Source organism: Acinetobacter sp. WZC-1 (genome assembly GCF_052544965.1).
In genome coordinates, this window is sequence record NZ_CP199370.1 from 2372262 (window position 1) to 2387262 (window position 15001).

Annotated in this window: 14 protein-coding genes; 2 read left to right on the forward strand and 12 right to left on the reverse strand. The window is 46.7% G+C overall.

Going from position 1 to position 15001, the window contains the following annotated elements; translation table 11 throughout:
- Positions 1–18 precede the first annotated feature (18 nt).
- The 6 genes from ACT6PV_RS10975 to ACT6PV_RS11000 form a co-directional block, all read right to left on the reverse strand.
- Positions 19–1461, reverse strand: coding sequence for a C13 family peptidase (locus ACT6PV_RS10975; RefSeq protein ID WP_445116390.1), 1443 nt, complete (start codon positions 1459–1461; stop codon positions 19–21).
- 130 nt (positions 1462–1591) lie between these two features.
- Positions 1592–2407 carry a class I SAM-dependent methyltransferase gene (locus tag ACT6PV_RS10980; protein WP_445116391.1) on the reverse strand — a complete coding sequence of 272 codons (816 nt, stop codon included), beginning with the start codon at positions 2405–2407 and terminating at the stop codon, positions 1592–1594.
- Positions 2401–3225 (reverse strand): undecaprenyl-diphosphate phosphatase, encoded by an 825-nt coding sequence (locus ACT6PV_RS10985; protein ID WP_445116392.1) that lies wholly within the window; start codon positions 3223–3225, stop codon positions 2401–2403. Before ACT6PV_RS10985 ends, ACT6PV_RS10980 begins: the two co-directional genes overlap by 7 nt.
- A gap of 14 nt (positions 3226–3239) precedes the next feature.
- On the reverse strand, positions 3240–3905 hold the full coding sequence (tsaB, locus tag ACT6PV_RS10990) for a tRNA (adenosine(37)-N6)-threonylcarbamoyltransferase complex dimerization subunit type 1 TsaB (protein WP_445116393.1): 666 nt from the start codon (positions 3903–3905) through the stop codon (positions 3240–3242).
- A 142-nt stretch (positions 3906–4047) separates the two neighbouring features.
- A complete protein-coding gene (locus tag ACT6PV_RS10995) occupies positions 4048–4578 on the reverse strand; it encodes a gamma carbonic anhydrase family protein (protein WP_445116394.1) in 531 nt (176 codons plus the stop codon).
- A gap of 58 nt (positions 4579–4636) precedes the next feature.
- Positions 4637–5260, reverse strand: a complete 624-nt coding sequence (locus ACT6PV_RS11000; protein ID WP_445116395.1) for a CoA pyrophosphatase — start codon at positions 5258–5260, stop codon at positions 4637–4639.
- Between the two features lie 125 nt (positions 5261–5385).
- Here ACT6PV_RS11000 and ACT6PV_RS11005 point away from each other — a divergent pair, with 125 nt between their 5' ends.
- Positions 5386–5934 carry an NUDIX hydrolase gene (locus ACT6PV_RS11005; RefSeq protein WP_445116396.1) on the forward strand — a complete coding sequence of 183 codons (549 nt, stop codon included), beginning with the start codon at positions 5386–5388 and terminating at the stop codon, positions 5932–5934.
- Between the two features lie 128 nt (positions 5935–6062).
- Positions 6063–6716 (forward strand): IS1595-like element ISAbe5 family transposase, encoded by a 654-nt coding sequence (locus ACT6PV_RS11010; protein ID WP_445117078.1) that lies wholly within the window; start codon positions 6063–6065, stop codon positions 6714–6716.
- A 26-nt stretch (positions 6717–6742) separates the two neighbouring features.
- Here the strand turns inward: ACT6PV_RS11010 and filF are convergent, their stop codons facing one another.
- The 6 genes from filF to filA all read right to left on the reverse strand — a co-directional run bounded on the left by filF (position 6743) and on the right by filA (position 14936).
- Positions 6743–8686, reverse strand: a complete 1944-nt coding sequence (gene filF, locus ACT6PV_RS11015; RefSeq protein WP_445116397.1) for a putative pilus system protein FilF — start codon at positions 8684–8686, stop codon at positions 6743–6745.
- Between the two features lie 17 nt (positions 8687–8703).
- On the reverse strand, positions 8704–10002 hold the full coding sequence (gene filE, locus ACT6PV_RS11020; protein WP_445116398.1) for a putative pilus assembly protein FilE: 1299 nt from the start codon (positions 10000–10002) through the stop codon (positions 8704–8706).
- Positions 10003–10025: 23 nt separating this feature from the next.
- On the reverse strand, positions 10026–11690 hold the full coding sequence (gene filD, locus ACT6PV_RS11025; protein WP_445116399.1) for a putative pilus system OmpP1/FadL family transporter FilD: 1665 nt from the start codon (positions 11688–11690) through the stop codon (positions 10026–10028).
- A gap of 12 nt (positions 11691–11702) precedes the next feature.
- Positions 11703–12935, reverse strand: a complete 1233-nt coding sequence (gene filC / locus ACT6PV_RS11030; protein ID WP_445116400.1) for a putative pilus system protein FilC — start codon at positions 12933–12935, stop codon at positions 11703–11705.
- Positions 12936–12985: 50 nt separating this feature from the next.
- Entirely contained in the window at positions 12986–13822 is an 837-nt protein-coding gene (gene filB, locus ACT6PV_RS11035) for a putative pilus system C39 family peptidase FilB (protein ID WP_445116401.1), read from the reverse strand.
- A gap of 202 nt (positions 13823–14024) precedes the next feature.
- On the reverse strand, positions 14025–14936 hold the full coding sequence (filA, locus tag ACT6PV_RS11040; RefSeq protein ID WP_445116402.1) for a putative pilus system protein FilA: 912 nt from the start codon (positions 14934–14936) through the stop codon (positions 14025–14027).
- Positions 14937–15001: the final 65 nt, after the last annotated feature.

The following is a 15001-nucleotide window of genomic DNA, read 5'->3' on the forward strand; positions in this document are numbered from 1 at the left end:
TTTTCAGTGCCTTAACAATTAATGTATTAAGCTGATTGCTTTCAGTTTTGTTTTCTGCTCAGTCATCCCACCCGATGCCGGGTGACTGATCGGCTGAACACCGGTTTGTGGAAATAAATGCTGTTCCAGCTGTGGCAGCATCAGCTCCATATTCTTACCCATGACCCACTGCGGCTCAGAGGGTTCAAAACCCTGACTACTTTCCCATTTTGTCACCGTTTCAACTGCCTGCTGAAAAGCGGCCCTCAAACTGTTATGTTCACGCATGGCCTGATCAAAAAAGGCCCGGCCAAAATAAGTGGAGTCCGTGTCACTGGAACAGCCAAATGAAGCCCGGTCTGCGGCAGAAGCCGTAATGATCAGCGTGTCCGGAGATTGTAAGGCCGGTATAAAACTGCCTGAATAGCACGCAGAAATCACAATGACTTTCCAGCGAATGCCGGATCTATCCAGCGCTGCCCTTAACCATGTCGGATCGACATCTTTCAGATCAATCGGCTCATTTTCCATCTCAAACTGGTTGGGTAAACCATGTGAGGTCATATAGAGGAACAGCACATCACTTTCACGGTTCATCTGCTGACCAATACGGCGCAGTGCCATTTCCATACTGGTCCGGGATGCAACTGGAAGTTCTGTCCGGGTTTCCGGGTTATTCACCAGCGCCAGGGAACGACCATAGGTCCCAAAACGGGTGTCAAACTGTTCCCTGATCCGTTCAATTTCAAGCTTGAAAACATCCTGATAACTGGCACCGGCCACTCCCAGGAAATACCAGTGTGTCTGTGCAAACTCACCGAACTGAACCTGTTCCAATGCTTTATTCAACAAACGGCTTTGTGCATAAAATGCATTTTCAGAAAGTGTCGGTGGCGTTTCCTCCACTTTCCAGATTGGTTGTTCCTTAATGGACACCTGCCAGACCAACAGGGTACAAAAGGTGGCCAGCATAATCAGTGCCCGTTCCCACCAGGGCCACTTCAGCTCACGTGAAAACACCCACACCACGGCAAGGCTCTGCCACACAAACAGCACCACAAACAGCACCGGAACAAAGTCATACAACACACCCGGCAGATAATCCAGGTTCCCCAGATACTGAATCAGACACTGAAACAGCATAATGTGGGTATCCAGCACCAGCCACAATAGGGCAGGCACCAGCATGAGCCTTGAATTATTAATCCGCTGAGACAGAAAAATGCCGACAATCAAGGCAATAAAAGGCCACAGCGCATAACTGACCAATCCCTGTCGGTTAAAAACACCGCCATCTCCGGCCACCAACCAACTGAACAGTGTATTGGCACTGCCCCCCAGGATGCCCCAGAAAATCAGCTGCATGATGGACGGATGGACAATCTGCAATGACTTACGCGACCCCAGAAATAACCACATTCCCGCACGCTGGTTACTTTTCAAATCATGCCAGAAGTTAATGGAGGGTTTAAGGTCTATCATAGAAATTCAGTTATGGTGGGTGGTCGGCTGAGATCAGCATCCGTGGTTAATATCCTGTGAAGGCTTTATCAGTATTGCTTTCAACTATATAACAACTTTCCGGCTATTATTGAAACAATTACCAAATTACTCAATACATGTTTTCATTAAAGTAGGCATCAAAGCGACAGGTGTCACCCTGCCATTGATGATCCGGTTGCTGCGCTGCAAGAAAAACCGCCAGACGTGGACGTTTTACCACAACCCGCTTCGCTATTTTCCGGGCTAAGACTAAAAGATGATCTCCCAGGTCCATTTCGCCCTGCTCCGGCAACAGCAAATGCAATAACTGCATTTGTTTTTTGACCTGAGCCTGTTTTTTTTGCACCTGCTGATGCTGATCCCGCTGAGGAAACATCGGGTCCAGATAAACCACATCCGTCATCTGCTGCCGGGCAATCAACTGATCCAGATAAACTGCTGAGTCTGAAAATACCAGTTGAATTCGTGCAACAACCTGCCCAAGAAATGGATCTGACTCTGCCTGATTTTTTGCATCTTCCAGCAGGGTAAACAGAATCGGATGCCGTTCAATCAGGGTAATCCTGGCACCCAGATGAGCCATCAGCAGGCTGTCATGGCCCAATCCGGCGGTTGCATCAATCACAGCAGGTTTTTCACTGAGATGACAGGCGCGTGCAATCATTTCCGACTTTAAGCTGGCTCTTTTTAAACGGGGTACTTCTGCTGTCCAGTCGGGCTGCATTTTCATGCCATTGCCACATAGCCACAACCCGGAGGCATCCACACACAATGCCATGTCAGGGTTCAGCCGCAGAAACCGGGCATTAAGCTGATTCACAACCTCAATGTTCACATCCACACCACGTGAAAAAAGCACTGCCTGATAAGCCTGTGCTTTTTCCATAAACCGGTCTTCCGTCAATAAGCGCATCCCGCTTACCATAAGGTCCAGCCTGTGAAAGCAAACAATAAAATGATCAGACCCGAGGCAATGCGATACCAGGCAAAAATCATAAAATCACGTTTTGCCACATAAGCCACCAGCGCCCGGATCAGCAGCAATGCCGAAATAAACGAGACCAATGTCCCCAGCCCCAGTACCAGCCAATCCTGTGCACCGTTAAATACATGGTAGCTCTGATACAAATCCAGCAAGCCGGCCCCGATAATCACCGGAATTCCAAGAAAAAATGAAAACTCCGTGGCGGCCTTACGGGAAACCCCCAGCATCATGGCACCAATAATGGTAGCACCTGAACGGGAAGTCCCGGGCACCAGCGCCAGCACCTGAATTAAGCCAATATAAATGGCTTCCTTAATGGAAATCTGTTCCACTTCTTCGGCATTGACTTTCGGCGGATTTTTTTCCACCCACCAGATGATCAAACCGCCAATGATCAGGCCCAGGGCAATAGAAATATCATTAAATAACAGTTCTTTTATTTTCTGACCGCAGGTCAGCCCGACCAGCATAATGGGAATGGACGCCACAATCAGACTGATCCCCAGATGACGACCTTTTTTCTCACCGGTCAATAAGCCAAGTGCGGCGCCCCACAGTTTTGTCCAGTATTCATAGATGACCGCAGCAATGGCGCCAATCTGGATGGCGACCACAAACACGTCACTTTTTTCCTTTGTCCAGAAACTCATCAGCTCTGATGCCAGAATCAGATGTCCTGTACTGGAAATTGGCAGGAATTCGGTAATTCCTTCCACAATTCCCATAATTGCTGCCTTCAGCAGCAGTAAAAGATCCATGTCGTATCCTAAAGTCAGGGTTTACCCTGTTCTGAAATTTTTTTCCAGGCATTATCACGCAAATAAACCGGCAACGCCTGTTCAGCACTGACCCATTGCTGTTGCATGGCATCAAACCGTGCAATCACGGCAATGTCTTCTGCACTTGCACTGATTTGCCGGTATTGCTCCTGATCAGGCTGAATCAGAACCGAACCTGAACCGACCACTGTAAATTTCTGATATGCTGCTGCCTGTTGATAATCCAGTAGTTTTTCCTCGTCGACCAGTTGCATCAGCTGATGCTGATCCAGCTGAAAACTGGCAATATAGACTTCCTGCATCCGGGCATCCAGCATAACTGTGACCTGTTGCAGCCCGGCTTGCCGGAATGCCGCCTGAGCAACTGCCTGTAAAGTGGAGACTGGAATCACTGGCAAATCATTTGACCAGGCCAATGCCTGTGTCACTGCAGCATTAATGCGCACTCCACTGAAGGAACCCGGACCACGACTGAAAGCAATTGCCGTCAGATCTGAAATCTGCAGCCCGGTCTGCTGTAAACCCTGTTCAATCATGGGCAAAATGGCCTGTGTCTGTGCTTTTGCCCGTTCATCCGACTGGAAAAACAGTCCCCGGGTTTCGTCAACAATAGAAACAGAACACTGCTCATTGGCAGTTTCCAGTGCCAGCAATTTCATGCACAACCTTAGCGAAGCTTTTAAAATAACGCCTATAATACCCCACTGCTTCACTCATTTACATAGCGTTTACGTCGTACAAAAAATTCCTCATGATGCCGATACAAAAAAGCCGGCATATCCACCGACAATTGCTATATGGCTAAAACTCAAACTTTTCCAGGTGCATGAAATGTTTAAAATGTTCAGCATAATGCATGGCACTCATTTTCAGACGGACCTCTGCATCTGCATCCAGACTTTTCACTACCTTGCCGGGTGACCCCATCACCAGGGAGTTGTCCGGAATCACTTTGCCTTCCGGAATTAAGGCATTTGCGCCGATGACGCAGTTTTTACCGATCACGGCATGATTCAGTACCACCGCGTTAATGCCAATCAGCGTATTGTCTCCAATCGTGCAGCCATGCAGCATCGCCTGATGCCCAATGGTGACATAACGGCCAATATTCAACTCAATTCCCGGATCAGTATGTAGTACTGCATTTTCCTGGATATTACTGAAATCTCCCAGTCGGATCACGCTGTTATCACCACGTATCACTGCGCCGAACCAGACACTCACTTGCCGACCCAACTCCACCTGACCAATCACGGTTGCATTTTCCGCAATCCAGCCATCCCAGGGCTGAGTCATGGCAATGGGTGAATGTCCCTGAAATGTATACATCATCAAATTAAACTCCCTGAATACAGACCACGTCTCCGATGATTTAAATCATACTTCGTTTTTATGAAGATGCAGATCCGTCAGAATTTTCCGGGTTAAAATCCGGCGGATTCAGTAAAAATGGCCATTCTTTATGATAATCCAGCCCGTACTGAAACAGTGTCATCAGAATACGTGCGGTCAGCCCCCATATCACTTCACCTTCAACACTCAGACTGGGGAAATGGACCGGCTGACGGCTCAACCGTACTTCATGCGGAGTGGGAGGTGACTCCATCAACTGTTTTAAAGGCACGAAAAAAATACGGTCAATTTCAGTCGGTTGTGCAACCAGTTGAACACCAGGCGGGATCAGCCCCACCACCGGTTTCACCGACATGCCACTGACGGCCCTTTGCATGGGTAAATCGCCAAGCAACCGGACATCAAATGGATTCAGTGCCGTTTCTTCCCAGGCTTCCCTCAATGCCACCACAATATTACTGGTATCCCCCGGATCACGTTTCCCTCCCGGAAAGGAAACCTCACCGGCATGTTTGTTCAGGGCAGTGGAACGGCGGGTCAGTAAAACTTTAGCATCAGGCTCATCCGTAATGGCGATTAACACTGCGGCAGATGCAGGCTGAATACGCTTTGAAAATCGTAACCGCTGCTGTAATACCTGTGTTAATGGATGATCCGGCATCTGTTGTCATATCTCTTTTGAGCATGAAGGACATCATATATGAAATTTTATGGATTAGGCTATAAATGATGCGAAACCAAAGATTTTCAGTTATGCTGAACCATCCGATATTTTCCATGACGCTTATGAGTTTTTGTACGACCTGCGGACATATAACCATAGAACAAATGCCTTTGGGTGACCACAGAATTCGCCAGGTTTGTCCCAACTGCGGCACCATTCATTATATTAACCCTAAAGTCATTTGCGGCGCCCTGGCACTCTGGGAAAATAAAGTCCTGCTCTGCAGAAGGGCAATCGAACCCCGCTATGGTCTGTGGACATTGCCCGCCGGTTATATGGAACTGAATGAAACCATGGAACAGGGGGCCGCACGTGAAACCCGCGAAGAGGCTGAAGCGGAAGTGCACATTGAACAACTATACTGCATGTACAATATTCCACGCATTGGTCAGATCTACGTTTTATTCAAATCAGACATTATCGACGGTCAGTTTGGTGCCGGTGAGGAAACCATAGAAAGCCGCCTGTTTGAAGAACATGAAATTCCCTGGAATGAGCTGGCTTTTCCCAGTGTGGAACGTACCCTGCGTCATTATTTTGAAGACCGCAGGAACAATTGTTATCCCCTGCACCTGGAAACCCTCGGGTCCCGACTGGATCAGACCGGCTGACCTTCATGCACGGCAATGCTTCTGCCGTAAAAAAACCATCCTCTCGGATGGTTTTTTTACGGGTCTGTTATGGCCTGGTTTTTTGTTATTGGGGCTGTACTAGATTAGCAATGTGCTAATCTATGAAAATGAAGCTAACCAATTGTAAATTAAATAAGAAAACTCAATTAAAGTTGCTGGAGTTTTTCGTGCTCGGTGTAACTGCAAGAGCTGCTGCTGATTTATTAGAAATTCATCATAATTCGGCTGCTCTTTTCTTTACTAAAGTTCGTAAAATTATTGCTTATTATTTAGAGATGGAAGCTCTCGAAATATTTGATGGTGAGATTGAGTTAGATGAAAGCTATTTTGGCGGCACTCGCAAAGGTAAGCGTGGTCGTGGTGCTGCTGATAAAATGATAGTTTTTGGATTATTAAAGCGTAATGGAAAGGTCTATACCGTTGTTGTTCCAGACACTAAATCCAGTACCTTAATGCCTGTAATTGCAAAGAAAATAACACCTGATAGCATCGTCTATACTGATCAATGGCGTAGTTACAATGCTTTGGATGTTGCGGGGTTCTGCCATCATAGAATTAATCATTCTACTCACTTTGCAAATGGGAAAAATCATATTAATGGGATCGAAAATTTTTGGAATCAAGCGAAAAGAATACTGCGAAAATATAATGGTATTCCGAAGGAATCATTTCCCTTGTTTTTGAAAGAATGCGAGTTTAGATTTAACTATGGAAGCCCAAAACAACAATTGAAAGTTTTGCGATTTTGGACTGGAATTTAAACCTTATCTAGTACAGCCCCTTGTTATTACTTAGTTTTAATGCTATAACAACCCGGTAATTCGATCCCCAGCGTCCCGCGCTGGCGTTTTGCCAGTTCCCGCTGAGCATCACTGACTTTCGCTGCATTATCAGGATTCGTATTATAGCTGAATTGATAAGCAGCATGCATATTGGTCCATTCCGCAACCACTGAAGTATCCCCCGACCAGCCTGTGATATTGATTCCACGTGATGTTGACGGATCAACAATCAGGTTCTGCAGATTCAGACGGACTCCACCGACAGTCACCACATTTTCACCTGCATTATTATCAGACAACTGGGTCGGCAAAGAAACCAGTGCTTCATTTAAACCCACCAGGGCGCCATCTATATTCCCAAAAACCGGATTCGACAGAATCATACGGATGGTCAATAATTTATTGCGGTCAGCAGCGGTGGCAATACCTGTCGTACCGATACGGTATTGCTGCACCCCTGTAGTGGTATCCTGATAAGTGACCGGATCCACATTCGTACATTGTGAAGATGAAAGATCCGTCGCCGTCGGGTTCGCGCCAATATTAGTCCGTATATCACCATTTTCATCAATGACCACGCCCAGTTTTACACTTGGGATCGTGCTATCTGCAAAGTTAAAAATCAAATTTGCATACAGCGGGAAAACATATTGTTCTCCGGTTTTCACCGTATTGATACTGCGAAATACCTGCTTATCCAGATAGGTGGCAGGATTTGAGCGGAAAACATCAATTGACCCGGCATATTCTTCGTTATTCAGCGTCTGGGTCCATCGACCATAGATATTGGTATCCGCGGGCGCCCGGCTGTCTCCTGTGACATTTTTATACATGAACTCTGTACCGACAATATTGGTACCATTCAACAAAGTGCCCTGATAGATATTTAAATGATCCGCCAGATTTGCAGCAGAACGAAGCACCAATGGCTGCCCACTTTCTATCTTCTTCGTCAGTGGGTTGATCCATCCACTCTGGGCATCTGCATTTAATTTCTGTGGCGGCACCTGACTCAGTAATTGATATTTTGTCAGGAAATTGCTGACGGGACCCTGAACACTCACCGGTTTTCCGGTCCATTGCACCGCATAGCCCAGCGTATATCCCTCGCGAGTGGTCAATAAATACATATTTGCAAGGGCTTCCTGGTCAGTATTTAATACCCCCTTGCCACTGAACCCCTGTATATCCACCAGCGCCGTGCTCAGGATCAGAAAGTTGGTGGTGTAGTTACTGACATTGGCCAGTCTGATCAGCCGCTCTGCCACCTGTTGTGCAGATGCCTCACTGATGCTGCTGACATCCATCCACGGTTTTAAAATTGAAACATAACTTCCGTTCAGCAGATTGTTGACATCAATGGATGATTCAATCTTACTCAGGTCATTCTTCAGTGTATCCGTCAAGCCAATCGGCTGTATATCGCCTTCAATACCTGCATCCTGTGCCACGGAAACAGCCTGGAAAATACGTACCAGCCCCACCATGACCCTGAATGTGTCATCACTCATGGACAGCTGAGCAACAGGCTTTCCGGTCATTGCAGCAGCAATGTCCAGCAGCCCGATCTGAGCCGGCTGCTGATCGATCCTGACTGATCTGATTCTGTTCAGATCAACCTCACCCAGGGAGATTTGATGTGCCGTCTGGGAACCCTGGATATAAAATTTCACCTTGTCACCGACGGTACAACCTCCGGTGACTGTATTATTAATGTTCTCCGTCACAAAGTGATTTCTGCCATCACTGCTGCAATCGAAATTCAGCCCTTCAACCGGGTAATCCAGTACAAATGAAAGACATTTATCTGCAGATGCCAGACAGCCATTGGTGGACGTCTTTACCCCAGTGGTCGGATCCTCAAAAATGGTGGCACTTTCACCACCACACCCGGAAAGTGCGGTCAGTAAAGTACTCAGGGCAAAAGGTAAAATTAGTTGATTTTTCATTATCCCGATCCTGTAATTTAACGTATGACACTCAATTTGATTTGTCCCTGATTGGTCAGCTGTTTGTTTTCAGCATCAATGGCCGCAGACAAGGGGGTCATGAACAGATAGGCTGCAGAAGCCGGTTTTTTCAATAGGCCTTCAAGTGCAGCATGTTGCAGATGGTTTGCATTAATTTCCTGATTTTTAAATCCACTGACCCCTTCAATCACACAACCCTGCTGATCCAGAAACACCACCAGTGGCCAGTAGTAGCTGGGCTCCCGACTGGATGATGCATAGGAGGTCAATAAAATGTCCTGCACCCCCGGATCAAGCTTTACGATTTCAAAAGCAAAATTTTCCTTAATTGGCGGCACTGGCCAGAAACCAATCTGCTGGTTTTTCAGACTCAGGGATTTGGCCTTGTCTATTTTTTTCCCACTGAAACAGGACTGACCCAGCGTCTGGACCACTTCTGCACGTGGCAATCTGTAATAACTGGATGAAAGTGCCATGGGTGCATGCTGTTCAGATTTCCTGCCACGGATCCAGTCAATCGTGGAACGCCCAACGCCCTTTTCCCTTTCTACGCTTTCAAGACGCCCTGCACTGCCCACTCCGGGCATTTCCGGCATGACATAAAAACGTTTTTTGCCTTCCAGGTTAAATTCCTTTTCTTCCAGATATTCGTTATTGACATATTTCACCCCGTCAATCACGGTAAAGTTTTTATCTGCAGCCAATGCCGGTCCAGCCTGATCATCATTCTTTTTTACCACTGCGGATGGCCGGGAAGCATGAGCATGTTGTGATTCAGCGGATTGAATCGGCACTGCAGGAGCAACAGCCTGCTGATTCATCTGACTGGATGAAGCAATCGCCGGCGGTACCATTGCCGTGGATGGTGTGTTATGTTCATGCAGGGGCTGCTGGCTTTTCAAAGCATCCATAGACTGAGCCGCAGAATGATCCGTTTTTACTGTTACTGCCTTTTCAACTTCAATCACCGGGCTTTTTATTACCGTATTTTTTTCAGTGACCGTATTCTGCTCAACCACTGTAGCTGGGCTAAGCACAGCCCCCGATGGTTCTGCTTCATGTTGTAGCGGCACACTTTTTACCGCTGGTTTTTCTTCTTTTTGCTCTACCGGCAGCGGCTGCCTGGCAATTTCACGCTGCAATTTCGTTGGTTCAACAGTTTTCTGCTGCACTTCAACACGCTGCTGAACCACGATTGGACGACCATCCGGCCCGATAATCGTATAAAAACCACCACCCCAGACCATTGGAGTCACTCCCAGGCAAAGGGACATCACAGCCTGTCGATATGTCATGATTCTTTCCATTTTTAAGGACATTACCATCTCGTTCTATAGTTCAGGCCCAGAATAGTAACTTTGGTGTTGGTCTTGACATCCAGTCCGGCATAGGGATTCAGTAAAAGATTATCCACACCTGTTCTATTGGCTAAATCACTGGTATTGGCCGGAATATTATCGCGGCTGCGCAGGAAGCCGACCGACAGGTCAATATCTGTATCTTCATCAAAGCGATAGCCCAATCCGAGACCGAACAACTGGGCATTGTTAATCGGCACCATTGTGTTACGTTTATTATCAGGGATCGCACTGGCACGGGGTTCATAACCGACCCGTAGCTTTAAACGATCCGTGGCCGAATACTCAAAGCCGATGCCCCAGCTCCACGGAGACTTAAATCCAAGTGGCAATGACAGACTGGTGTCCGTGACATCACTGGACAGCAGTTTTGCAATTTTCAAGGCCGAAACCTGTCGGTCAAATTCAAATTTGAATTTATCCCAGGCTTTAAAATCAGTCCATCCCAGATCAAAATTCACCTGTAAGTCAGGTAAAATCTTATATTTGATCCCGGCCTGAAAATGTGCCGGATATTCAAGATCCATGGCCACTAAACCAGATTCCGCAGCCGGAATGTTATTGGGGAATCCTAATATTGCAGCAAGAATCTGCCCGGTTGCAGATGAATTCAATCCTTTAATCAACTCACGCGGCGCATTGGCGTTATCAATGTAGTACTTGCCTTTCATACGCATTTTTGCGGCACTCTGGTACACCATACCGAAACCGAATTCATCATTCGGCTCCCACATAAGCCCCAGGTTATAGCTTGGACTCAGGCTCTGCTCCATGGAAAGCTGCAACTGCCCAAACTTACTAAAAGGATTCATGCCTTCTTTTGCATTACAGATACCGAACAGCAGCAGATCGGTAATGACATTGGAGTTTTCCCGGAATGGTGCGCAAACGGATTCATCCATCATACGCAGAACCCCGATCATTTCATTCGGGAAACGCAGATCGCTCTTTAAAGCCATCGCATTATAGGACATGCCGATGGATGCACCGATGGACAGCTCATCATTCACCTGGTAGGCAATGGAAGGAGACAAATAAGTCACCCGCTCAATGGCCACCTGTTGTCCCATATAGTTTCCGGGATTGCCATTTTCAGAACCAAAGCCTGCAACCATGGGCGCATATGCCGCAGTTGCATAGGTCAGCCTGGAGCCAGGCGGATTATATGAAACGCCACCTGTCGGAGCCAGAACCGGCCAGCCTTCTCCAAGATCAACAATCTTTTTTAAAAAAGGCACATACAGACTGGCATATTCCACATCGCCGCGGACTTCGCCCTTGTAGTCAGTACACAGGTTGGATGGATTATCCGGACTGTCATTACAGACCAGCGGATCATCTGAATAGCCAAAAACATTGTATCCCGCCGGGGCTGAAAAACTCCGCTGTATATCAAAGTTTGCAACAATTCCCTGCACATCCGTCTGTAGTCCCTTCAGCTTTGTTAAACCGGCAGGGTTAAAATGAATGGCACTGATCCCGGGCGGATCTGCTGTCACAGCATTGCCCAGGGCTAAAGAGCGTACATCCACAGACAGGTTCAGGCCCAGGTGAGCAAAGGCCTGAGTAGAACATCCCGTTAAGAAGATTGCAGTGACTAACGGGCGCAAACGTATGTTTTTCATACCAGTTCCCTTTTAGCGTGCTTTTTTCTTACTGAGACCCAGAATATCCAGTGGGAAAGACAACCCTAATGACACATCAGGAGAATCTTCGGTCAAACCAATCCCCAGCGTTCCGTTAACAATGGTTTCAGGTGAAACACGCACTCCCAGGGCAATGGAAAACATGGCACTGGTCTGGTCAGCAGCCTTATAGGATTCAACCCGGCCGTCCTCACGTGGTCTATAGGTAAACGACGTATTGGTGTTAAAGGACTGTTGATAAGACATGGTCATCGACACATCGTAGTTAAACGAATAGGCAAAACCAAAAGAAAAACCACCGGTCACGCCCGGATCAAACTCCTCCAGGTAACGCGGTCCGTTTTCATCGCCACCCCGAGGCTGATCCAGTCCACTTTCCTTAAAGCCATAGTTGGCTGAAACAGATGCAAACAGAACCACCGGGTCAATATATTTACGGGTACTGGCACCCAGACCGACAGAGTAATAGCCCTTACCTGTTGACAGATCGGTCTGTGGATTAATTTCATACGGACTGTCGCCGGTTTTGGTCGAAACATTACCAAACAGGATTAAAGGCAAACGACCGGTTTTCAGCGGAAAGGGTTCCCAGCGTGCACCAAAACTGATATCTCCGAGACCTGCCGTGCTGGTATCTTTTAGATTGTCTGATTTTGCAATCAGCGGCACGGATGCAGTGAGCGTCAGATTATCCAGCACCCCATACTGCATCGTAAAGGTATTGGACAGCGTATGGTTGGCATCCTCATCCACCCGCAGCTGGAATGGCGTGCCGTTATTGATGGCCGCATTAATCTGCGTATCCCGATAGTAGGAATAATCCAGATCATAAAAAGTTGAAAGATCACCTTTCTTAATCAATGAATACTGACGTTCATTAGAGGTGAAGACTTCCTGCAAATTGGTTTCCTGGGTTGCATCACCTTCCTGTTGCTGCAGGGCAGTAGCCGCCTGACTACCGGCTGCAGGCACCAGTGACGGTGTTTCATCCTGATTCATCCTGGCAGGTTCGGCAACAGGCTGAACCTGCTGATCCGGACTTGCCGTACTGACCGCCTTACTTTCCACACTTTTCGCATGGGTTGCCGGACTTTGATCTGTCTGATCATTCGCATGGTCGGCACTGGCTGCCACAGCATCCGCAGTTTCAGCTGCATAGACTCCACCGGTAACCAGCTGAATGCTGAGCACAAGCAGTGTTTTTTTCATCCAATGATTATTCATCTTTTTCCCACCAGAAACAGTTTTGATTATTTGCGTTTTTTATTGATCTTTTATTTGCGTTTATAATACAGACGCATAAAAGATGTAACGGGCTGACCATACGTACTCGAGTTCCTATCCGGATCAATAATACGTCTCATGGTCGATGCTTTATCTGCAATTTTATTGATGTGCTGATCATTGTAAAATTGTGCATCGACCAATGCATAACGGTTGATGGTTGCATCATCCACATGTCTTAAATCTGCATCCTGCAAGGCCAGTAAATCCTTTTGTTGCTCTTTTGGAACACTGACAATAAACAGGGTGTTATTTTCCCAGATCTGCTTGAATCTTTCCTGATCAAAACTGATATTGCCCAGTGCCGGATCGGCCACATAGACACGGCCATTTTTATAAGCCTTAAATACGACAAAATGTTTAAAACCCGCGTAGGAAATTGGGACAATTGCAGGTTGTTTTTGCTGGACCAGATCGGAGAGTTCGCCTTTATAACCGCCACTTTCATAGCCAAGTGCCGTCACAAAACGTTTCATGTCCAATAGTGAGAAACTGCGCCGCTCGACAATCCGATTATATTCACCGAATTTCAGCAGGCCTTCCATGGTTTGCAGTTCAGTCAGCTGAGTGCCCACATGACCATTGAGCAGGGTGGTTAATGCAGCAGAGCCGCAACTATAGTCATAAGCCTGGCGTACAATGCCTCTGAATTGATTTTCAACCGCAGGTTTAATTTCAACCGCTTCACGGTGGAATCGGGAAAATGATTGATTCCTTGGATCCGCAAGCTCAGTATAATAAACAGCATCTGCCGGTTTTTGTTTTACATCCAGTGCATGGCTGGCAAAATAATAAATTAATGCCGACCCCAAAGTAATTTCCAACATAATGTTAACTATTCATGTATCGGCGTATCAATTGCCAAATAGAGTTGATTTTATTTTTAGAGTAAATACTCTACATCCCTGTGATTAAAAGATACCCGTTTTTTTTTAAAAATACAGCTTTTTTTTATTTTTTTGCATGAATTTCAGGTTTTTTTTGTAAAAAACGCGTGCGGACACGCGTTTTCCTTTATATATTAAAGTCTTAGTGGCCAGCAATAGTAATAATTGCACCAGGATTTGTACCTGTAGCACCATTAAATACTTTCAAACCACTGACCTGAACATCACCAATTGAGCTGGATGATGCGCTGCCCAGGCGAATGTTCTGGATATAAATATCCTGAGCATTTTTCATTGCAGTGATCTGCAGACCTTCCGGACGTACAGCCACATCAGCATTTAGAGCCAGGTCTGTTGAACCTGTATCGTTAACTTTGATTTTACCCATGACGATTGAACCACCACCACCGGCAGAAGCATCTTTCAGTGAGAGGTTACTGATTTCCAGACCGCCAATCATTGAACCGTCCAGTTTAATCATTGCGCCCTGTGGTGTATTACCCAACTGAATATTTGCAGTGGTGATACCGGTTTTCAGAGACAGACCACTTAAAATTTCCGCTCTGGTAGAAGATGCACCGGTGTCTGCTGTATATAAACCTGTTGTGCTGTCCTGAGTCGCTTCAGCCACATAGATCGGACCCAGATGAATATCCAGGCCGGAAACTGCTGCTGCAACATTCAGGAACGGCGCACCATTACCACCATCAGTGTCAATTTTCAGATCTGCAAGGTTATGTGAAGCCAGCATACGGGTAGTATCCGGACCTGTACCTGCTGCATTTAAAGGCGCGCTGACCACAACATCAGTCAGATTAATCGCACCGGCTGCACCTGCCGTACTGACTGGTGGAGTACCTGCTGTTGTTGCAAGACCATCACCATCAAATACGTTCAGGTTATCAATCTGCACTTTGGAAATACCAATACCAATCGAGATACCATCCTGCCCTGTTGTTGCACTCAGAGCGCTGTCATCCATAGCCTGTAATGCCATTGCATTTGAACTGATCGCCACGGCTGAAACCAAAGCAAGTTGAGTAAATAATTTCATGTACACTCCTCCCAAGAGTATTTTTTTCATTTTTAACCACTCTCCGCAGCGCCTGTTGTTTTTCT

What these genes read in the sequence shown, in the direction of transcription:
- ACT6PV_RS11000 (WP_445116395.1), bottom strand. Translation starts at nt 5,260, where the DNA reads ATGCCGGATCATCCATTAACACAGGTATTACAGCAGCGGTTACGATTT.
- ACT6PV_RS10985 (WP_445116392.1), bottom strand. Translation starts at nt 3,225, where the DNA reads ATGGATCTTTTACTGCTGCTGAAGGCAGCAATTATGGGAATTGTGGAA.
- filE (WP_445116398.1), bottom strand. Translation starts at nt 10,002, where the DNA reads ATGACATATCGACAGGCTGTGATGTCCCTTTGCCTGGGAGTGACTCCA.
- filA (WP_445116402.1), bottom strand. Translation starts at nt 14,936, where the DNA reads ATGAAATTATTTACTCAACTTGCTTTGGTTTCAGCCGTGGCGATCAGT.
- ACT6PV_RS10980 (WP_445116391.1), bottom strand. Translation starts at nt 2,407, where the DNA reads ATGGTAAGCGGGATGCGCTTATTGACGGAAGACCGGTTTATGGAAAAA.
- ACT6PV_RS10995 (WP_445116394.1), bottom strand. Translation starts at nt 4,578, where the DNA reads ATGATGTATACATTTCAGGGACATTCACCCATTGCCATGACTCAGCCC.
- ACT6PV_RS10975 (WP_445116390.1), bottom strand. Translation starts at nt 1,461, where the DNA reads ATGATAGACCTTAAACCCTCCATTAACTTCTGGCATGATTTGAAAAGT.
- filD (WP_445116399.1), bottom strand. Translation starts at nt 11,690, where the DNA reads ATGAAAAACATACGTTTGCGCCCGTTAGTCACTGCAATCTTCTTAACG.
- ACT6PV_RS11010 (WP_445117078.1), top strand. Translation starts at nt 6,063, where the DNA reads ATGAAGCTAACCAATTGTAAATTAAATAAGAAAACTCAATTAAAGTTG.
- filC (WP_445116400.1), bottom strand. Translation starts at nt 12,935, where the DNA reads ATGAATAATCATTGGATGAAAAAAACACTGCTTGTGCTCAGCATTCAG.
- filB (WP_445116401.1), bottom strand. Translation starts at nt 13,822, where the DNA reads ATGTTGGAAATTACTTTGGGGTCGGCATTAATTTATTATTTTGCCAGC.
- ACT6PV_RS11005 (WP_445116396.1), top strand. Translation starts at nt 5,386, where the DNA reads ATGAGTTTTTGTACGACCTGCGGACATATAACCATAGAACAAATGCCT.
- filF (WP_445116397.1), bottom strand. Translation starts at nt 8,686, where the DNA reads ATGAAAAATCAACTAATTTTACCTTTTGCCCTGAGTACTTTACTGACC.
- tsaB (WP_445116393.1), bottom strand. Translation starts at nt 3,905, where the DNA reads ATGAAATTGCTGGCACTGGAAACTGCCAATGAGCAGTGTTCTGTTTCT.